The organism is Methylicorpusculum sp., assembly GCF_030651835.1.
Lineage (GTDB): Bacteria > Pseudomonadota > Gammaproteobacteria > Methylococcales > Methylomonadaceae > Methylicorpusculum.
The window spans coordinates 1-19227 of sequence record NZ_JAUSBX010000095.1 but is presented as its reverse complement, the minus strand read 5'-3'; the positions used below and the strand labels follow the sequence as shown (position 1 = coordinate 19227).

17 protein-coding genes are annotated in these 19227 nt (G+C 40.5%); 9 read left to right on the top strand and 8 right to left on the bottom strand.

The features are described from left to right. Positions 1–63: 63 nt before the first annotated feature. From Q7V32_RS12875 to Q7V32_RS12860, 4 genes are all read right to left on the bottom strand, one after another. On the bottom strand, positions 64–1131 hold the full coding sequence (locus Q7V32_RS12875) for a phosphotransferase enzyme family protein (protein ID WP_304897388.1): 1068 nt from the start codon (positions 1129–1131) through the stop codon (positions 64–66). Between the two features lie 51 nt (positions 1132–1182). Beyond that, positions 1183–1794, bottom strand: a complete 612-nt coding sequence (gene rdgB / locus Q7V32_RS12870; RefSeq protein ID WP_304897387.1) for an RdgB/HAM1 family non-canonical purine NTP pyrophosphatase — start codon at positions 1792–1794, stop codon at positions 1183–1185. Continuing rightward, complete coding sequence (gene rph, locus Q7V32_RS12865; protein WP_304897386.1) at positions 1791–2513, bottom strand: ribonuclease PH; 723 nt, start codon at positions 2511–2513, stop codon at positions 1791–1793. Before rph ends, rdgB begins: the two co-directional genes overlap by 4 nt. A gap of 167 nt (positions 2514–2680) precedes the next feature. Further along, positions 2681–3577 (bottom strand): serine/threonine-protein kinase, encoded by an 897-nt coding sequence (locus tag Q7V32_RS12860; protein WP_304897385.1) that lies wholly within the window; start codon positions 3575–3577, stop codon positions 2681–2683. A 53-nt stretch (positions 3578–3630) separates the two neighbouring features. Between Q7V32_RS12860 and Q7V32_RS12855 the strand changes: the two genes are divergently transcribed. After that, on the top strand, positions 3631–4485 hold the full coding sequence (locus Q7V32_RS12855; protein WP_304897384.1) for a YicC/YloC family endoribonuclease: 855 nt from the start codon (positions 3631–3633) through the stop codon (positions 4483–4485). A gap of 159 nt (positions 4486–4644) precedes the next feature. Beyond that, on the top strand, positions 4645–5274 hold the full coding sequence (gene gmk, locus Q7V32_RS12850) for a guanylate kinase (RefSeq protein WP_304897383.1): 630 nt from the start codon (positions 4645–4647) through the stop codon (positions 5272–5274). Here the strand turns inward: gmk and Q7V32_RS12845 are convergent. Next, positions 5271–5705, bottom strand: a complete 435-nt coding sequence (locus tag Q7V32_RS12845; RefSeq protein ID WP_304897382.1) for a hypothetical protein — start codon at positions 5703–5705, stop codon at positions 5271–5273. The two genes, gmk and Q7V32_RS12845, sit on opposite strands and share 4 nt — an antisense overlap. Positions 5706–6058: 353 nt before the next feature. On the opposite strand from Q7V32_RS12845, the gene Q7V32_RS12840 reads away from it, so the two are divergent. The 4 genes from Q7V32_RS12840 (at position 6059) to amoB (ending at position 10560) form a co-directional block, all read left to right on the top strand. After that, positions 6059–6499 carry a hypothetical protein gene (locus Q7V32_RS12840; RefSeq protein ID WP_304897381.1) on the top strand — a complete coding sequence of 147 codons (441 nt, stop codon included), beginning with the start codon at positions 6059–6061 and terminating at the stop codon, positions 6497–6499. Positions 6500–7609: 1110 nt separating this feature from the next. Then, positions 7610–8362 (top strand): bacterial ammonia monooxygenase, subunit AmoC, encoded by a 753-nt coding sequence (gene amoC, locus Q7V32_RS12835; RefSeq protein WP_304897380.1) that lies wholly within the window; start codon positions 7610–7612, stop codon positions 8360–8362. 114 nt (positions 8363–8476) lie between these two features. Then, the gene (gene amoA, locus Q7V32_RS12830; RefSeq protein ID WP_304897379.1) at positions 8477–9220 is read left to right on the top strand and encodes a bacterial ammonia monooxygenase, subunit AmoA; all 744 of its coding nucleotides are present in this window, start codon (positions 8477–8479) and stop codon (positions 9218–9220) included. A gap of 95 nt (positions 9221–9315) precedes the next feature. Further along, a complete protein-coding gene (gene amoB, locus Q7V32_RS12825; RefSeq protein ID WP_304897378.1) occupies positions 9316–10560 on the top strand; it encodes a bacterial ammonia monooxygenase, subunit AmoB in 1245 nt (414 codons plus the stop codon). 1105 nt (positions 10561–11665) lie between these two features. Here amoB and Q7V32_RS12820 read toward each other — a convergent pair. Both Q7V32_RS12820 and Q7V32_RS12815 read right to left on the bottom strand, forming a co-directional pair. Continuing rightward, positions 11666–13261, bottom strand: coding sequence for a DCC1-like thiol-disulfide oxidoreductase family protein (locus Q7V32_RS12820; RefSeq protein ID WP_304897377.1), 1596 nt, complete (start codon positions 13259–13261; stop codon positions 11666–11668). 421 nt (positions 13262–13682) lie between these two features. Further along, on the bottom strand, positions 13683–13814 hold the full coding sequence (locus Q7V32_RS12815; protein WP_269144313.1) for a hypothetical protein: 132 nt from the start codon (positions 13812–13814) through the stop codon (positions 13683–13685). A gap of 208 nt (positions 13815–14022) precedes the next feature. On the opposite strand from Q7V32_RS12815, the gene Q7V32_RS12810 reads away from it, so the two are divergent. Beyond that, positions 14023–14418, top strand: coding sequence for a hypothetical protein (locus Q7V32_RS12810; protein WP_304897376.1), 396 nt, complete (start codon positions 14023–14025; stop codon positions 14416–14418). A gap of 27 nt (positions 14419–14445) precedes the next feature. Beyond that, positions 14446–14868: a hypothetical protein gene (locus Q7V32_RS12805; RefSeq protein WP_304897375.1), complete on the top strand. Its 423-nt coding sequence runs from the start codon at positions 14446–14448 to the stop codon at positions 14866–14868. A gap of 116 nt (positions 14869–14984) precedes the next feature. On the opposite strand, the gene Q7V32_RS12800 is transcribed toward Q7V32_RS12805, so the two are convergent. Then, on the bottom strand, positions 14985–15176 hold the full coding sequence (locus Q7V32_RS12800; RefSeq protein ID WP_304897374.1) for a DUF2970 domain-containing protein: 192 nt from the start codon (positions 15174–15176) through the stop codon (positions 14985–14987). 86 nt (positions 15177–15262) lie between these two features. Between Q7V32_RS12800 and metH the strand changes: the two genes are divergently transcribed. Then, positions 15263–18931 carry a methionine synthase gene (gene metH, locus Q7V32_RS12795; protein ID WP_304897373.1) on the top strand — a complete coding sequence of 1223 codons (3669 nt, stop codon included), beginning with the start codon at positions 15263–15265 and terminating at the stop codon, positions 18929–18931. The last annotated feature ends 296 nt before the right edge of the window (positions 18932–19227 follow it).

Sequence of the window (19227 nt, the reverse complement as noted above, 5' to 3'; positions counted from 1 at the left end):
AAAAAGCCATCATAACGGTAAACATCAAAAGGCTCACGCCACTCCTCAATGCCACGTTAAAGTTTAAGCAGGAAATTGCCGGTGCAGGCGATCAATCAAGCGTTTGATTGCTGATTCCTGTTTGCTTATGCTTTCGCAAAGTTGAAATTGCGCAATGGCCCTGCTGCGGTTTTGATCTTGTGTAGTTACCTTAAAATACCGATTGCCTTCCAGGAAATCAGTGAAAAAACGCAGCCCCAATTCGAATGGAATCAGTTGAATGGCTGGATAGAGATAGGCGTAATCATCTTCGGTCAAAAAGGATCTTGTCTCCTCCAGATAACCGGTCAATAACGCATCACAAATTTCGAGGTTAAATTGACCGATCGGCGATTGGCAAAGTGATCGAACGCAATCGCCGATGTCGTAATGTAATAAACCCGGTTTAACGGTATCCAAATCGATCAGGCTCGCGATTTCTCGGGTGTCCTTGTCAAACAAAAAGTTATTAAATTTCGGGTCGCCATGAATGGCCTGTAATTTTAATACCCCTTGCTGTTTTGCCTTTTCCAAAAGAATCGTAAGTGCTTCATATTGATCAATAAAATCAAGGCAAAAGCGGCTGTCGTTGGCGTCATGTGGCGTGGTGGTTTGGCTGAGTACTTGATGGAAGCGGGACAGGTATTCCGGCGCAATATGAAAGCCGGGCAGCGTGTCGTAAAGGTCTTCTGGATCCAGACTATTTAGCAAGCGATGAAAATGACCCAGTGCAAACCCGGTTTGCCTCGCCTGTTCCTGGTTTTCCAGCGTCTCGAGGCTGATCGTGTTTGGAATATAAGTTATTGCACGCCAGATATCGCCTGTTTGATCAGATACACAGTCTTCTCCTGACTGCGTTTGAATGATGTTTGGAATTTGCAGTTTAAGCGTATTTTGCTCAGTTTCGGCAATATGACGATTGAGTACTGCCATGTTACGAATAACCAGCTGGGGCTCAGGAAAAACCACAGGATTGATTCTTTGTAACACAAATCCGCCGGTTGAAGTGGTGACCAGATAAGTGTCATTAATCAGGCCTTCACCCAGAGGACTGATGCCAACAATCTGTGCTGAAGCTTGAAATTGGGCGGCAATATCGAGTAAAGACGGCATAGCGGTTATGATCAAGTTGAAAGCCGTCTTGCGGCTGATTGTGTGTCAGGGTTAACCGGTTTTTGAAGAGCCAAGTGCGACTATTAATGCCCGTAAGGCTTGTCCTCTATGGCTGACGCTGTTTTTTAGTTCGGGAGACAATTGCGCTGAGGCACAAGTAAATTCCGGAACCCAGAAAACAGGGTCATAACCAAACCCATTTTCACCTTGCGGCTGTGTCATGATCAGTCCTTCCCAAACGCCCTGTGCAATGACCGGGCAGGGGTCCATTGCGTGCTTCATGAAAACCATAACACATATAAATCTGGCAGTACGCCTGTTTTCTGGAATACCTTCCAGCTCAGATAATAATTTGTTCAGGTTGTCTTGATCGCTGGCACCGACTCCTGCATAGCGGGCTGATATGACCCCGGGTGCGCCGTCCAATGAATCGACGACTAATCCCGAGTCATCGGCAATGGCGGGAAGTTGAGCATAGTTTGCAGCGTTACGGGCTTTTATTATGGCATTTTCAATGAAAGTGCATCCGGTTTCCTCCGCCTCAACGACCTTGAACTGGGATTGAGGCAGAATGGGATGGCCGTCAAGTATCGCCTGTATTTCTCGGATTTTTCCGGGATTACTGCTGGCTAAAACAATCGGTTGAGTTGGGCTTATGATCATTTATAGGTTTCTATCGCGGCACGTTGTTTTTCTAGTAATTGATTAATACCCTTGTTGGCTAATTCCAGCATGGCATCCATTTCATCCTTACGGAAAGCATGGCCTTCGGCGGTGCCCTGAACTTCGATAAACGCCGATGCATCGTTCATTACGACATTCATATCGGTTTCGGCTTGGCTATCTTCAGCATAATCCAGATCCAATACTGGTATGCCTTGGTAAATGCCAACCGATACAGAGGCAATTTGTCCATGGATAGGGTTGGACTTGATAAGTTTTTTCGCCATCATTTGGTTGATCGCCAATGACAAGGCTACAAAGCCCCCGGTAATCGATGCTGTGCGAGTGCCCCCGTCGGCTTGCAAAACATCACAATCAATCGTGATGGTATGTTCGCCCAATGCTTTCAGATCAATTGCCGCACGTAACGAACGGCCAATCAAACGTTGAATTTCCATTGTGCGCCCACCTTGTTTGCCGCGACTGGCTTCCCTGCCCATGCGTTCATGAGTAGACCGAGGTAACATGCCGTATTCAGCAGTTATCCAACCTTCACCTTTGCCTTTTATAAAGCGGGGGACAAACTTGTCAACGCTAGCGGTACACAAGACTCGCGTGTCACCAAATTCAACCAGAACAGAGCCTTCTGCATGTCGTGTAAATCCACAGGTAAATTTAATCTCTCTCAGTTGATCCGGGTTTCTTCCGCTGGGTCTCATAGTGTCGCTCTTTAAATAAAAATTTTCACAGTATACCTGAAACAGGATAAATAACGGCCCGGTTTTAGGGGGTATATTCGTCGTATACGATTGAATGAAAGCAGCAGGAAATTGTTGAGTTAGGTGGAGCAATCGTCGTTACCGCTGTTTTACGGCAAATACCCATGTTATGCATTAAATGCATTTAAGAACTCATTGATAGACTGCGGGCGATCTTTGGGTTGAATTTCCATTGCCCAGTCGATGGCTTCGAGAAATGGCGTTGGAAATTTTTTTTTATGCGCTTTAACCGCCGGTGATAGCGTATCTTTTTTATTTCTTTCAGGGGCTGGCGGCGAGGCCTTAAGATCAAGGCAGGCACGAATGCTTGCCCCTATCGCATAGATATCTGTCCAGGGTCCCAATTGGCTGGTGGTATTATATTGTTCGATTGGTGAAAAGCCTTTTGTCAGAATTTTACTGTTTTTATTTTTTATAGTATTCGGAAAGCTTTGGATGGCGCCAAAATCCAATAAAAGTGGATCATTTTCGGGCCGAATAAGGATGTTTGCGGGCTTGATATCCAGATGAAGAAGTTGTTGCTCATGAATAAAGCCGATTCCGGATAGCAGAGCTGTAAAAACTTTTACAAGAAAGGCGTGGGTTATTGTGATCAGTCGGTCTTTTAAAATTTTATCTAACGAGAAGCCATAGTCGTAAGTCATTACCATATAAACGGTTGAGTTTTCTTGAAAGAAATTGATTACATCAACAATGTTGGGATGTTTCAATGTGGCAAGCGCTTTCGCTTCTTCAAAGAATAGCGATCGTCCTCGCATGAATAAATCCCTGTTTTCTTCGCTATGAGCCACAACATGGTTATTCCAAGTGCGGTGTGCCAGTTTTCTTGGTAAATACTCCTTAATGGCTACCTGAATCTGATCAATTCGTTGCCGTGCAAGATAGACTGAGCTAAATCCACCATGCGCAAGTTCCCGCTCTATTATATAGTCGTCTATAATGGTGCCGGATTGGAGATAGTTCCACTGTTTGGGGTAGGTGGAAGGATCGTAAAAATCAGTCATGAAGAAAATCCTTACAAAGTCCCGGCAATTATAGGTGGAAAATGATCAGAAGTATGACGGCATTTGCAGGTTGTGAGGTAGAGGTCAATAATCTAATTATCAGTTGCGAATTGCGATCGGTGAATCACCGCTATTGTGAAATGTCGTTCAAGTTGCCTGAGCGATTGCGATCATTGGAAACGGATTTACGCGGAGTCCTTTCAACCGGGGTCAAAAGAGGTAAAGTCGAATGCGCATTAAATTGTAAAAAGCAGACGCATTCCATACAAGATCTTAATATTGATATGCAGGCAGTGGAAGCGCTTTTGTCGGTAACGTCAAAAATTGAAGGCAAGCTGCAATCAGCCCGGCCTTTTTCTGCTTTGGAAGTGCTAGCCTTTCCCGGTATTCAACAAGAATCTGAAGCGGATGTTAATCAGCTTAAAACCGAAATTTCTGAATTGGTCCATAGGGCTTTAGTGGAATTATTGACGGTTCGGGAGAGAGAGGGCGCGCAGTTAAGCTTGATGATTGAGGAGCGATGTTCAAGGGTCAAAGAATTGATTTCAGCAGTACATCAGCGTATGCCTCAGGTGCTGCTTAATTTGCGCGAAAAAATAAATAAAAGAATTGCGGAGCTGGTTGCGGAGCCTGATTTTGAAAGGTTTGAGCAAGAATTTATTTTTGTAACTCAAAAACTTGATGTTGAAGAAGAGCTGGATCGGCTTGAAACCCATGTGACTGAAGTGTTGCGTGTGCTTGATCAATCGGAGCCGGTAGGACGTCGGCTTGATTTTTTGATGCAGGAAATGAATCGGGAAGCCAATACGCTGGGTTCCAAATCGGGAGATAAAGAGATCACCAATATTTCAATTGAATTAAAAGTCTTGATAGAGCAAATGCGCGAGCAGGTCCAGAATATAGAGTAAGCAGGCCTGTTTCTGTTGACTATAAAGGGCTTTTTTCTCTAACTTGAAATGGAGCTGATTGTTTAATAGTTTAAGACGGGTAAATTGAATCGTTGGTAATGATACTGGGTTGAGTATATTCATTTAGCGATAATAGTATAAGTTTCTACAGATAGGTTTATGGAAAACGGAAAACTTTATATCATTTCGGCCCCATCTGGGGCTGGAAAAACAAGCTTGGTCAGGCGTCTAGTAAAAGACGTGGAGCGTTTATCTGTTTCTGTGTCGCATACTACGCGTTCCATGCGGCCTGGTGAGGTTGATGGCGAGGATTATTATTTTGTCTCAATGGATGATTTTCAAAAAGAAATTAAGCAAGATGCTTTTTTAGAGTATGCCAAGGTTTTTGATCATTTTTATGGGACGGCGCTACAAACTGTCGACGAGCTTTTGCATCAAAATATTGATGTCATTCTTGAGATAGATTGGCAAGGCGCTCAGCAAATCCGTCAAAAATGCTCGGGGGTTATTTCTATTTTTATTCTGCCGCCCTCCATACAGATTTTGGAACAGAGGCTTAGAAATAGAGGGCAAGACAGTGAGTCTACAATTGCGAGAAGAATGGATGATTCCGTGACTGAAATAAGTCATTACGAAGAGTTTGACTATTTAATTGTAAATGATGTCTTTGATGAGTCGCTGCAAGCTCTGAAGTGCATCATTTTTGCCAATCGTCTCGGCAAGGAGAGGCAGATGACTAAGTTGACTCCATTGCTGTCTTCTTTATTGGGTCGCCCGCACCATTCCTAAAAAAGACGATTAGTTATATTGTCCCAATTATTGTGAGTATTTTTAGTAGATTCCTCAACAATAATAAATTTATGTTTTCTCCGTTCGTATTTCCTCCGGTCTTGAAAAGGAAGATTGATGTGGTTGCGTTTTAATCTTGGGTCGTTATGCCAATTTCTTGAGTAAAACTCTCTTACCGCAATATTTTTACCGTTTATCTGTTTGCCGTTAAGCTGCTTGATTGCGCGTTGGCCAACTGGTTCGGGTTCTACTCTAACCAGTCCGTAAAATTCAAAAGCAGTATTTTTATGATTCTTCTTTATCATCATGATTTTTATATCATGAATGTATCCTCGCTGGGCAAAAATCCCTCCTTTTAATGCGGATCCAAAAAAAGAAGAAATCTCATATTTACTGGTATCAGATGGAATTCTTTTCAGCAATACAAGCATGACGTAATCCTCATAAAACGAATTCAGGGCGTAAGAAGTGGGTGCTTTTTTATAGGTTAATTGCTACTTAATGCCGTTTATGAAATAAATCAAGGAAATTGAGTTGTATCTAAGCTTTTGGTCATCGACTTTATAATTTAAGCGGATCTAACGGCATTTGTATAGAATCTGTTTTACATTCTTGATGCGGTCAAACGAAAGTAAACAATAATGAGTGGAGGTGCTCCATTTATTAACAGAGACTCACATGGCAAGTAAAGTATGTTTAAATTTGATGATCAAACTTTGAGAGCTCAGCTTTTCTGATAGAATCAAATAAACCTTAAATTAACACAGTTGGTTGCAATAATCATATGACAAAAAAATATTCTATATTTATTCTTGGCTTTGGCCTTTTGGGTCTTATCCTGTTTCAACGAGAGGTTGTCTTGCCCTTTGTTTATAAGGTGGTCGGATCCGATCTTTTTTTAGTTGATACGGATGATAAGGCGGATATGGAGAACGTCTCCAATGAGTATACTGATATGGCTTTTGCTCAGTGCAATAATTACATTAAAAAGGAACTGGGTGATGAGTTTACTTTGTCTTTTTCCGAAAATGCATTAAATGCCTGGAGCATAGGCGATCATCAGTATGTGATAAATGGAGAAGTAGAGGTAAGTAAGCCTAGCTCGGAAAATTCCATCAAAAGGTATGTTTGCCGAATAAGTTACGATAAGAAAACTGATCAATCAGGATTGACAGATTCAAGTAATTGGTCAGTTTATGGTTTGTCTGGAATCGATGAGATATAGAAAAACAACATATTAATCAAATCCAGCTGAAATCAAAGTTTCAGTTGGATTAATCATTAGGTCTAATGAGTGAAGCATTAATAAGCTTTATTCCAAAAGTTTTATATTCGATGCAAAGCGATCAAATAGGGTTTGCGTAAAACCGCCCACCAATAATCCAAGTTTATTCGTCATCATTGCTTTTGTCAGCAATCTTGCTTTCAATCCTGACCAAATAGATATCTGCTCGATTCTCTCTGTTGTTGGATGTAGATGCTTAATTCAAAGTACGCATGAACGCGTCCCTTTAACGCTCTGTACACCCCTCTTGCAGAAGTCTTTTCAATCAAACAACTACGACCTCAGTTTCATGCGGACGAGTAGTTACGCCAATAAATTAATTCTGCACTCGGTAGATCAGTCAGCAATTCCCAGTTTGATGATAATAAAAGGTACGCTTAAGCTTTGCGGGGATGTCGGCAGCAGGGATGCTGCCATCAAGCTTCCACGGATGGATTTACGGCGTTCCTCGCAAGACTTTCGCCTACCCTCCACGTCACATTAAAAGTTCAAACTGGGAATTGCCGGTAGTTCAGTACGCTCAGTCGACAGATATCCATGTTTAAGATTAAAAGAACCGATGTAAGGGTTGCTCTGCATTATTCCCAAAGTAAATTCGAATGGGATGCTATTCATGCTTTAGGTTCTTCGTGCGCTGATTATGCAGAATATTTTTTATGGTCTATTGCATGAGATGAGGAGGGAGGAATAATAATCTAAGCAAAATGCTCTTGAATAACTTAAGCATGCTGGGGTAATTAAGTGCATTTTTGCTAAAACATCCAAAAATGATAAATCAAATGAATTTGGCGCGTTAAGTTATTAAAAGATAATGGAATAAGTCCTGTCTTCAATAGGTTTTTTAGTGCGCAGCAGTGGGAATGCAGTCTCGGTAATTAGAATGTTGAAGTGATTTTTGTCTTGACAAGGTGTATTGAGCTGATAAACTGCTCAGCACCAAATTGGATTGGTAGATGCTTTAATTAAGTCGAATTAACAAAGCAAAATATGGATATAAGTTAAAAAACTCCCAGCTAACGTTGGGGATTCAATAATTTTTAGGAGGTAGAAATGGCTGCTACAACTGAGTCAGTTAAGGCTGATGCTGCGGAAGCACCGCTTTTAAACAAAAAAAATATGTTTGCAGGCGCTGCACTTTACTGTGTGTTTTACGCTTGGGTTCGCTGGTATGAAGGGGTTTACGGCTGGTCAGCTGGTTTAGACTCATTTGCTCCAGAGTTCGAAACATATTGGATGAACTTTCTTTATATCGAAATGGTTTTGGAAGTAATGACCGCGTCTATCTTGTGGGGTTACATCTGGAAAACTCGTGATCGGAAAGTAATGTCAATTACTCCAAGAGAAGAGTTAAGAAGACATTTCACGCATTGGGTTTGGTTAGTAATGTACGGTATCGCCATTTATTTCGGCGCTAGCTACTTCACTGAGCAAGATGGAACATGGCATCAAACTATCGTTCGCGATACTGACTTCACACCAAGTCACATTATCGAGTTCTATTTGAGCTACCCAATCTACATCATCACTGGTGGCGCATGCTTCTTATATGCCAAAACTAGACTTCCTACTTACCAACAAGGTCTCCATATGCAATATATGGTAGCTATCGTTGGTCCATTCATGATCTTACCAAACGTAGGTCTGAATGAGTGGGGTCACACTTTCTGGTTTATGGAAGAGTTGTTTGTTGCTCCATTACACTATGGCTTCGTATTCTTCGGATGGGCTGCTCTTGGTGTATTAGGTGTGGTAAACACAGAAGTTGCTGCAATTGCAAAACTTCTGAAGAAAGACTTGGCATAATACCGGTCAAAGAAAGTAAAACTATCTCCTGGCCGCTTTGTAATAAAATACAAAGCGGCTCAGATTAAGAGATAACATAAAAAATATAATTTAAATCCTTTAGGAGGTAAGCTAATGAGCGCATCTCAATCAGCTGTACGTTCACGCGCTGAAGCTGTAAAAGCATCACGCACGTTCGATTGGCTAATTTGTTTCACAATATTCTTTGTAGTATTAGGTGGTTATCATATTCACTATATGTTGACTGGCGGAGATTGGGATTTCTGGACCGATTGGAAAGATAGACGTCTATGGGTAACTGTAGCTCCTATCGTTTCAATTACTTTCCCAGCTGCTGTTCAAGCTGTTTTATGGTGGAGATATCGTCTTCCATTCGGTGCTGTTTTCTGCATACTTGGCTTATTGTTGGGTGAGTGGATCAACAGATACTTCAACTTCTGGGGATGGACTTATTTCCCAGTAAACTTCGTGTTCCCTTCAAACTTAATGCCAGGTGCTATAGTTCTTGATGTTGTATTGTTGTTATCTAACAGCATGACATTGACTGCAGTATTAGGCGGTTTGGCTTATGGTTTATTATTCTACCCAGGTAACTGGCCAATAATTGCACCATTGCACGTTCCAGTTGAATACAACGGTATGATGATGACACTGGCTGACTTACAAGGTTACCACTACGTTAGAACTGGTACTCCTGAATATATCAGAATGGTCGAAAAAGGTACTTTAAGAACATTCGGTAAAGACGTTGCTCCAGTATCTGCGTTCTTCTCTGGTTTCGTGAGCATCTTGATTTACTTCTTGTGGCACTTCTTCGGCAAATGGTTTGGAAAAACTGACTTCGTACAATCTTCTTGATTGCAGAAGTTGTTTTAGATAAATCCATAAGAACAAGTAATTAATATACTTGATACTCATAAAAACTATAGATTCTCTATTATAGAGGAGGATATATGAATATAATAAAAGACAAGGTAGCTAAATTATCCTTTGTCGCACTGCTGGTAACTGTAACCGCAGCGATGTTTTACACTCCAACAGCTTCAGCACATGGTGAAAAGTCACAGGCTGCATTTATGCGGATGCGTACTATTCACTGGTATGATCTGAACTGGTCAAAAGAAGAAGTCACTGTAAACGACACAATGACAATTTCTGGAAAATTCTTCGTGTTTACAGGTTGGCCTGAAACTGTTGATAAACCAGAAAGCGCATTCTTGAACATCGGTATTCCTGGTCCTGTATTTATTCGCGCAGGTTCTTGGATTGGTGGTCAATTAGTTCCTCGTTCAGTTTCTTTGGAGCTGGGTGAAACCTACGAGTTTAAAGTATTGTTGAAAGCACGTCGTCCAGGCGATTGGCACATTCATACAATGTTAAACGTTGAAGGTGGTGGTCCAATTATTGGTCCAGGTAAATGGGTAACAATCTCTGGTAAAATGAGTGATTTCAAAAATCCAATCACTACTTTAACTGGCGAAACTATAGATCTGGAAACTTATAATCTGAGCAATATCTACTTCTGGCACGCTTTCTGGTATGCCTTAGGTTTGGCTTGGGTTCTTTATTGGATACGTAAACCAATTTTCGTTCCACGTCACATCGCTGTAGAAGCTGGTAAAGCAGATTCATTGATCTCAGCAACTGATAAAAAAGTAGCCATGGCATTTGCTGCTGGTACTATCGGTTTGGTTGCATTCTCAATGGGTTCTACTAACGAACAGTATCCTGTAACAACACCTTTACAAGCAGGTTTGTTGCGCGGTATTAAGTCAATGGAAGTTCCACAATCAACTGTTGCTGTTAAAGTTGTTGATGCTACTTACCGTGTTCCAGGTCGCTCAATGCAAATGACTTTGGAAATCACCAACAATGGTGATGACTCAGTTCGTTTAGGTGAGTTCAACACTGCTGGTGTTAGATTCTTAGACCCTGCGGTTCTTGAAGATGAAACTGGTTATCCAGATGATTTGTTGGCAGAAGAAGGCTTGACTGTTAGCGATAACAGCCCATTAGCTCCAGGTGAAACCAGAACTGTTGAAGTTACTGCATCTGACGCTGCATGGGAAGTTTACCGTTTAGCTGACTTGATTTACGATCCAGATAGCCGTTTTGCTGGATTGTTGTTCTTCTTCAATGAAGATGGAACACGTCAGTTAGTAACTGTTGACGCTCCATTAATCCCAACATTTATTTAATGTTTGGACCTTAGTTAAGGTTAAATCTAACTAAGAAAACTAAACCCCTGGTTAAGTAATTAACCAGGGGTTTTTTTTTGAGTAAAAAAATTTAGAAAACTTTTGTGTATGGTCCTATAGAGCTGCCTAATTATTTTATAAAGGAATGTTTCGTTATTTCTGTAGAAAAGGAAAAAAATAAGTAATTGCTCAACGGAGCAACAAGATAAATGTGATGGGGTCGGATAAGCCCGGAGAGCCTGGTACAGTAATCGAAGCATTTGGCTTCTGAAAAGTCCATCTGTTGGGTTATGGCTTATCGACTAGGATACGCTGGAAAATTACAAAAATAGAAAAGGCTAAGGTTGAACTGTTGAGGTAGATTCAATAAATTTAACTTAACTGCATCGTGAATAGTATAAGAAATATCTAGCATTCAAAGGATGCAAGGTATGGCTGTCGAAGGTGATATCAGCAATTCACAGTTTAATATTATCAGCGTAATTTTGGATAGGGAAATGGCATTGGGAAGAGTCGGAAGCCTTTCTATAGATCTCAGCAAAGAAAGTGCAAGAGTTAAATAAAAAATTATTTTTCTTTATAAGGCAACAAAATAAATAAGATGTAATTTAATATAAAGAAAAAAGAAGGTAACAAATAGCGGAGAATTTTAATTTAGAAGATAAATAAAGCTGAAATATATGAGGAAATAAGATAAAGGGAAAATATATCTTTTATAAGAAAATGATAATACATTTCTTATGTTGTGCAATGAGGAAAAAGCTTTAATGCGAAGATGATTAATATTAGGCGAATAATAAAATAAGAAACTAACCAAAAGACGATAAAAAGCCCAACATATTTAAAATAAGTTGGGCTTTGAAAATATTATAGGCTAATTGTAGATTGCTCTACTTTTTGTTTTGATGAATCAGGATCGTCTAAGCAACCTGACAAGCCAACAATCATTAATGCCATTGCTAAAAGAGATATAACTTTTTTCATACTATCCTCCAAAATTTCTATAGAATTATTTTATTTATATAAAGTACTAATCATATAGCACAGGTATTTTATATCACGAGAAAAAAAGCTATGCAACTTGTATTTTGAATAAAAAAAGTCACTAATCATGGTCAGAAGATAGATCAGAAGCGAAAGTAAAGTCTCTCCAGGTCGCAACTCCTGTGGTTGTCCACTCATTAGATAAGTTGATTTTACGGAGGTCGTGAATCCAATAGTTAGGTGAAATGTTTGGTTTAGTTTTAATGTAAAAAGTAGCATTCGCGAGTGACAAACCTAATTTTGGAGCCCAATAAGCGGTAATTTTCATGATAAATTTATTTAGCCGTTTAAAATCAACATGAGGGGTGACTGCGATATTTGCCCACATAGAATGAACTCTGCCCCAATGAGGCGCCAGAATTCGACCTTCTTGATTGATAAAGGGTAGCCATTGCTCATTTCCATTTTTATCAAGGTAGGTGATCGCATATATTTGATTGTACCCGGCAAAGTGATCGTGAAGGTATAAGGCGTGAGGAATTATGCCAATGAAGGTCTGAGAAAGCATTAACAGCGAGTTACTGGCTTGATGAAGGGTAAGTCCTAAAGAAGAATTTTTTAGGTCGATATTAAGCCTGTATAGAAGTCCATAATGAATGGTGCTATTGAGCTGAAGGATGGCTATTAATAAAAGAGCCTTAGTTAGTTTAGAAAGATTAATTTTTTGAGCTAATTGATCGGGGGCTTCAAAAATAAGGCTGTAAAAACTAAAAGATCTAATCGGTAGAGGTTTATGGCAGAGGATGTCGCAAGGATTACGAAGACGATTATCGGCAATATTGCGGTACTTCATTCTAGCAAAATGGTAAATCCCTGGGATTTTAAGTGCCAAGCCAAGTGGGGATAAATAACGCATTTTAAATAATATATTGATGTAAGTATCCAGGCCTTTATATACATTATGGCTATCAATTGCGTAAAGATCAGTCAGCAAGATATCAATAGGTAAGTCTGCTAATTGATAATGATTGTGAGCATGGTCTTGTGCATTTAAAAATAATAGATTATTAAAAATATCAAAATGTTTTAGTATGAATACGGTTCTATTGCAAAGCGGACAGTTTTTATCATAAAAAACAATCAACTTTGGAGTATTGAATTCTATCTTTAACGTAAGATAATTCCACCAAGAAAATGGAATCATAAGAATATAAAAAATTAACATACCTACACCAAAGGGATAGATATTTAAAGATAATGCGATACCTGCATGTAAGCCAATGCCTATGAATAAATATATGGGTTGTAAATAGCGATTAAAAAATAAAAAGACAAATGAGAATTGGAAGGCAAAAATCAAATAACCAATAAACTTTTGCAAGTATTGTTGATTTAAAAGCCAGGAAAAATCAATAACAGAGATGTAATAAGGCTGAGTTGAAGGAAGCCAGGCGCCTAGCCCATTTCTCCAGTGCTCGGCAAAAAGCTTATGTATGGCAGAGTCAAAATAAAGAAAGCCAAGGCAAAAAAGTATGGGGATGTAATAACAAAGAACTGGTATCTCGTTGATTGATTTTTTGTAAAGATGAAAAAAAGGGTTGGTTAACCTATTTCTAAGTTGATCGATACTAAATGCTTTCTCAGTAGGTAAAAACAATAGAAAAAAACCTGCGCCAATCATAAACGCGTCAAATCCACCGTCAAAGTCGCGTTGCATAGGCGTAAATTGGACAAAAACTATCCAAAATATATAGTTTATTATTAGTGTGATTTGGCACTGATAGCCAATAAATATAAAAAAAGAGTTTATTGCCCAAAGGCAAAGGAAGAAAGGTATCATTGGGTATTCGACGTCTATATACGGTATAGGGTCAAATATCAAGTGATTAAAGTAGATTAGAAATATTATTTCTTGGAGAGTGACAAGTCCGTATAAAGAGCGGTATAGGCCAATGCCAATCGCTGGGGCTTTTTGACTATATAGATGATTAATTCTATTTCTTATATATTTATACATTGAAAGCTTTAAGCAAATGTATAAAGTATAAAGTATAAATTGATGGAAAAAAATAAGGCCGTGATAAGATCAGATCTTAGTCAACGGCCTAGATTTTGAAAAAGAGCAGTTTTTAGACTTATTATTTGTCTTCGTCTTTAGGTTCGGCAAATACCCATTTTACTAGGAAGTAACCCGCAGCAATTACAACGATTGCGCCGACCATGCCAGCTGGCTCTTTTAACATTTCAGTTAGATCTAAGATCGCACCCATGAGTGTCCCACCTGTAATTATTAATTATTGAAAGCGCTATTTGCATAGCAAATGAGCCATTTATAATACTTCAGGTAAAAATAAAGTCAAGAAAAAAGTAAGGCTGTTAATTTTAAAATGTAATGATGGGTTACTAAATTAGTGCTCGTTATACCGTGTGGTATAATCAAATTCCGTAGGTAAACTAGATCATGATGAGGACTGGTTGATGATAAAAAAATTATGTTACAAATTAAGTTGTGGCTTGGCAGCAATGACAATGGCGCTGGCAGCAAATGCTGATGTTATGCTGAAAGATCAATCTGATATTATTGGCGCCTGGAGTGTAACTGCAGAAGCAACAAAACTGGATGGAGAAAAAAAACTATTAAATGTTCAGTGGGAATTTAGGCAAGATGGCGTTCTTCAAACGAAAGCAATAGACACTGGTGGACGGACAAAATCGTTCGAAATACCCTTAAAATACAGTGTTGAAGGAGGAATGATTAAAAAACAATCAACTCCTGGTAGAGAAAAATATGAAACATGTAAAGTGATTGAGAAAGAAGGTTCTGACATGGTACTCAAATGTACCTTCCTCTATTTCTTTTTAACAAAAATATAATAATTAAATTTTCAAGAAGGTATAACAATGATAGGCGGAATTATAATGGTGTTGGTTGCCCTTTGGGTTTTCCAATCAGCGAGTAGAGCTAAGGTAAACAACGTTTTGTTTTGGGTTGCTGTTTGTTCGGTTTTGTTTTTGACCGTGCAAGTACTTTTTGTCAATTTAAACATCTGGATCATTGACGGGATGAAAGGTGTTGAAATTAATCCTACTTATGACAGAGAGTTGACCAGCATTGGCGACAGAAAAACGGGTGGTTCGCAAAGTTTTGGCGGCATGATATTGTCAGTGATTTTCGAAGTATTACCCCCTTTGGCAGGCATAATTAGTGTTGGTATAGTCAAGACCAAATTGATCTTGAAAGAGCCACTTACAGTAGCTGGAATTTTTAGTGGCTGGAAAGAATTATTTATAGGTATAAAAAATAGCTTTAAAACATCTGAATAAAGTAAATTAGACGGCACAGCAAAAAAAACCCAAGTTTTACTTGGGTTTTTTTTGCTGTTTTAAAGCTTTAAATGATTAGTTGTAGTTTTTGAACATTCCTTTTTCATATAAATTGCTTAACTACCAATAATTCTGGATACCAAAAAACTGAGTGCCAAGATAAACAATACAGTAAATATTAAACCAGCAATAATATAGCTGGAAAGGGAACCCTCTTCGAAATCCTTTTTCCTATTTTGATCACTTTGGACACCAATTGCAGCGGCTAAGACACTTTTAATGACGGTTAAAATATTAGTTTTAGACATGAATTCTCCTGTATCGAACAGATCCGAATACTAAAGTCTGCTGATCATTCCGGCAACAATTAATTATGAATATGATTGACAACTCAATGACAAAAACAGCTGTCCTGAAGCAACTATTATCCAAGCGAATCTTAATTCTGGATGGCGCCATGGGGACAATGATTCAAAGTTATCGTCTCGAGGAAAAAGATTATCGAGGTGAAAGATTTTCAGATTGGCCGGTTGATTTAAAAGGCAATAATGATCTTTTATCTTTGACGCAGCCGGAAATCATTAAATCAATTCACTTGGCTTACCTGGAAGCGGGTGCCGACATCGTTGAAACGAATACATTTAATTCCACCAAGATTGCTATGGCGGATTATCAAATGTCGGACTTGGCCTATGAAATTAATATTGAGTCAGCACGCTTAGCCAAACTGGCAGTTGATGAAATAAGTCATAAGACCCCTGACAAGCCGAGATTTGTTGCCGGTGTTTTAGGTCCAACCAACAGAACGGCATCCATGTCGCCGGATGTGAACGATCCGGGATATCGCAATGTTACCTTTGAAGAACTGGTTGAAGCCTATACTGAGGCTACGCGTGGTTTGATTGATGGTGGTGCTGATATTATCCTGATTGAGACGATATTCGACACGCTCAATGCCAAAGCGGCTGTTTTTGCGGTAGATCAATATTTTGAAACCCTGGGTTATAAATTGCCGGTGATGATTTCCGGGACCATCACGGATGCATCAGGAAGAACCCTATCAGGACAAACTGTTGCAGCATTCTGGAATTCACTGCGCCATGTGGAGCCTATTTCTTTTGGATTTAACTGTGCGTTGGGCGCAAAAGAATTACGCCAGCATATAGAAGAAATTTCCGGTATCGCTGATGTGTATGTTTCTGCACACCCTAACGCAGGGCTACCGAATGAATTCGGTGAATATGATGAGTCGCCTGAAGATATGGCTGTGCATATCGCTGAGTGGGCGGCAAGTGGTTATTTGAATATCATTGGCGGATGTTGCGGGACAACGCCCGATCATATCCGGGCCATTGCCAACAGTGTGCAGAATTTTAGTCCGAGAGTTATTCCGACTATTGAAAAGCAATGCCGGTTATCCGGATTAGAGCCAATGAACATTGGCCCCAGCTCCTTGTTCGTCAATGTTGGCGAAAGAACCAATGTCACCGGCTCGGCAAAGTTTAAACGCCTGATCGTAGAAGAAAATTATGAGGCTGCACTGGAAGTCGCCAAGGAACAGGTAGAAAACGGTGCGCAGATTATCGATATCAACATGGATGAAGGCATGTTGGAGTCTCAAGATGCGATGGTCAGATTCTTACGGCTTATTGCAGCAGAGCCGGACATCTCCAAAGTACCGATTATGCTGGACTCATCAAAATGGGATATTTTGGAAGCCGGATTAAAATGCATTCAAGGCAAAGGCATCGTAAATTCAATCTCGCTAAAAGAAGGCGAGGCGGTTTTCCTTGAGCATGCAAAGCTCATTCGACGTTATGGTGCGGCGGCGGTTGTTATGGCCTTCGACGAAGAAGGCCAGGCGGACACACTGGAAAAGAAAATCAACATCTGTCAAAGAGCCTATACGCTATTGACTGAAAAAATCAACTTTCCTGCGGAAGACATTATATTTGATCCCAATATCTTTGCCATAGCAACGGGTATTGATGAGCATAACAACTATGGCATGGATTTTATCCAGGCAACTCAAGAAATCAAAAGGACCATGCCTCATGCTTTGATCTCAGGCGGCGTATCCAATGTATCGTTCTCGTTTCGAGGCAATAATCCCGTAAGAGAAGCTATTCATGCCGTATTTTTATACCATGCAATCAAAGCCGGGATGGATATGGGGATCGTCAATGCCGGACAGCTCGCCATCTATGAAGATATACCCAGAGAGCTGAGAGATGCGGTTGAAGATGTCGTATTAAACCGGACGTCAACAGGTACAGAAACATTATTGGCAATTGCTGAAAAATACCGTGGCGATGGCAGTGTGGCAGTTAAGGAAGATCTTGAATGGAGAAGCTGGCCTGTCAATAAACGTTTGGAGCACGCATTAGTCAAAGGCATTGCTGATTTCATTGATGAAGACACTGAAGAAGCGCGTCAGCAAGCCGAAAAACCTTTGCATGTCATTGAAGGCCCATTGATGGACGGCATGAATGTAGTCGGAGATTTATTCGGTGCCGGTAAAATGTTTTTACCCCAGGTCGTTAAGTCGGCGCGCGTCATGAAAAAATCGGTCGCATTTTTGATGCCGTTTATGCAGGCAGAGCAGTCGGGTGAGGTGCAAACGAACGGCACTATCCTGATGGCTACCGTTAAAGGCGATGTGCATGATATCGGTAAAAATATTGTCGGCGTGGTTTTACAGTGTAACAACTACAAAGTCATCGACTTAGGGGTGATGGTACCGGCCGAAAAAATCCTGCAAACAGCTCGGGACGAAAAAGTCGATATTATTGGTCTGAGTGGATTAATCACGCCATCACTCGATGAAATGGTGCATATGGCCAAAGAAATGGAGCGGCAAGGTTTTGATATTCCTCTGTTGATAGGCGGAGCAACCACATCACGGGCTCATACAGCCGTGAAAATTGAGCCCAATTATCACGGTCCGGTGATTTACGTGACCGATGCGTCCCGTAGCGTAGGTGTGGCCAGTAACTTGCTAAGTGATGATTTGAAAGCACCCTTTGTCGCGAAAACCCGAGAAGAATACAAAGAAGTCAGGGAGCGTCATAAAGGCCGTAAAGCAAAAGGAAAACAACATTCATTGGAAGACGCTAGAAATAACAAATTCTTGTGGAAGGACTTTGAGCCTTGCAAGCCCAGCTTTTTAGGAACCAAAGTATTCGATAATTTTCCATTGGATACCCTGGTTTGGTATATAGACTGGACCCCGTTTTTCCAGACATGGGAGCTGGCCGGAAAATACCCGAAAATATTTGACGATAAAGTGGTTGGGGTTGAAGCCAGAAAATTATTTGAAGATGCCCAAAGCATGTTGAAGAAAATAATTAATGAAAAATGGCTTAAAGCCAGAGCAGTGATAGGCTTTTTTCCTGCAAACAGCCAGGAGGATGATATTGTTCTGTTCACAGATGACAGCCGTCAGGAAAAGCTGGAAACACTGCATCATTTGCGCCAGCAGGGTTTGAAGGCGCCGGGACATCCCAATTATTGCCTGTCAGACTTCGTCGCCCCTGAAGACAGTCATAAAGCTGATTATATCGGCGGCTTCGCCGTAACGACAGGCATCGGCATAGAGGAAAAGTTAGCGGAGTTTGAGCAGGATCATGACGATTACAGTTCCATTATGCTGAAGGCTCTGGCCGATAGACTTGCTGAAGCTTTTGCAGAATATATGCATCAGGCAGTGCGAAAAGACTATTGGGGTTATGCCAAAAATGAAGCTTATGATGCGCAAGCACTTATCAGTGAGTCTTATCAGGGTATAAGGCCCGCGCCCGGATACCCTGCTTGCCCTGATCACACAGAAAAAAGTAAATTGTTTAAATTGCTGAACGTGACGCCCACGACCGGGATTGAATTGACTGAAAGTTTTGCCATGTATCCGGCATCGGCGGTCAGTGGCTGGTATTTTTCCCATCCGGAATCACAATATTTCAATGTGGGAAAAATTGAAAATGACCAGTTAGAAGACTATGCGGAACGCAAGGGAATCGCCGTTGAAATTGCCGAACGATGGCTTTCGGCGCATTTGCATCATTAATTTTCGTGATAAGCAAGATATTTCAGCTCAATCCATAAGCCCGTCATGCCCTTCTGGAAAAGGGCATTCAGTGCCATGGAGGGTAAGCTTCGAGCTATCCATGTGACCTGGATTCCGGCAATCCCTGCCGGAATGACGCGCTCGACATAATTAAGTTAATTTTGTAACTACTCGCCCGCTTGAAAAAGAAGGTGTAGGTGATTGATTGAAAAGGCTTCTGCAACAGGGATGTTGCAGAGAGCTACAAGGATGTATTCATGCGTCCTTTGAAATCAAGCACCTACACCCAATAAAAT

Coding starts and splice junctions, on each gene's coding strand:
- amoB (WP_304897378.1), top strand. CDS start 9,316: ATGAATATAATAAAAGACAAGGTAGCTAAATTATCCTTTGTCGCACTG.
- Q7V32_RS12855 (WP_304897384.1), top strand. CDS start 3,631: ATGACGGCATTTGCAGGTTGTGAGGTAGAGGTCAATAATCTAATTATC.
- Q7V32_RS12810 (WP_304897376.1), top strand. CDS start 14,023: ATGATAAAAAAATTATGTTACAAATTAAGTTGTGGCTTGGCAGCAATG.
- rdgB (WP_304897387.1), bottom strand. CDS start 1,794: ATGATCATAAGCCCAACTCAACCGATTGTTTTAGCCAGCAGTAATCCC.
- Q7V32_RS12860 (WP_304897385.1), bottom strand. CDS start 3,577: ATGACTGATTTTTACGATCCTTCCACCTACCCCAAACAGTGGAACTAT.
- Q7V32_RS12815 (WP_269144313.1), bottom strand. CDS start 13,814: ATGGGTGCGATCTTAGATCTAACTGAAATGTTAAAAGAGCCAGCTGGC.
- amoC (WP_304897380.1), top strand. CDS start 7,610: ATGGCTGCTACAACTGAGTCAGTTAAGGCTGATGCTGCGGAAGCACCG.
- Q7V32_RS12875 (WP_304897388.1), bottom strand. CDS start 1,131: ATGCCGTCTTTACTCGATATTGCCGCCCAATTTCAAGCTTCAGCACAG.
- Q7V32_RS12845 (WP_304897382.1), bottom strand. CDS start 5,705: ATGCTTGTATTGCTGAAAAGAATTCCATCTGATACCAGTAAATATGAG.
- Q7V32_RS12840 (WP_304897381.1), top strand. CDS start 6,059: ATGACAAAAAAATATTCTATATTTATTCTTGGCTTTGGCCTTTTGGGT.
- metH (WP_304897373.1), top strand. CDS start 15,263: ATGACAAAAACAGCTGTCCTGAAGCAACTATTATCCAAGCGAATCTTA.
- Q7V32_RS12800 (WP_304897374.1), bottom strand. CDS start 15,176: ATGTCTAAAACTAATATTTTAACCGTCATTAAAAGTGTCTTAGCCGCT.
- gmk (WP_304897383.1), top strand. CDS start 4,645: ATGGAAAACGGAAAACTTTATATCATTTCGGCCCCATCTGGGGCTGGA.
- Q7V32_RS12805 (WP_304897375.1), top strand. CDS start 14,446: ATGATAGGCGGAATTATAATGGTGTTGGTTGCCCTTTGGGTTTTCCAA.
- amoA (WP_304897379.1), top strand. CDS start 8,477: ATGAGCGCATCTCAATCAGCTGTACGTTCACGCGCTGAAGCTGTAAAA.
- rph (WP_304897386.1), bottom strand. CDS start 2,513: ATGAGACCCAGCGGAAGAAACCCGGATCAACTGAGAGAGATTAAATTT.
- Q7V32_RS12820 (WP_304897377.1), bottom strand. CDS start 13,261: ATGCAACGCGACTTTGACGGTGGATTTGACGCGTTTATGATTGGCGCA.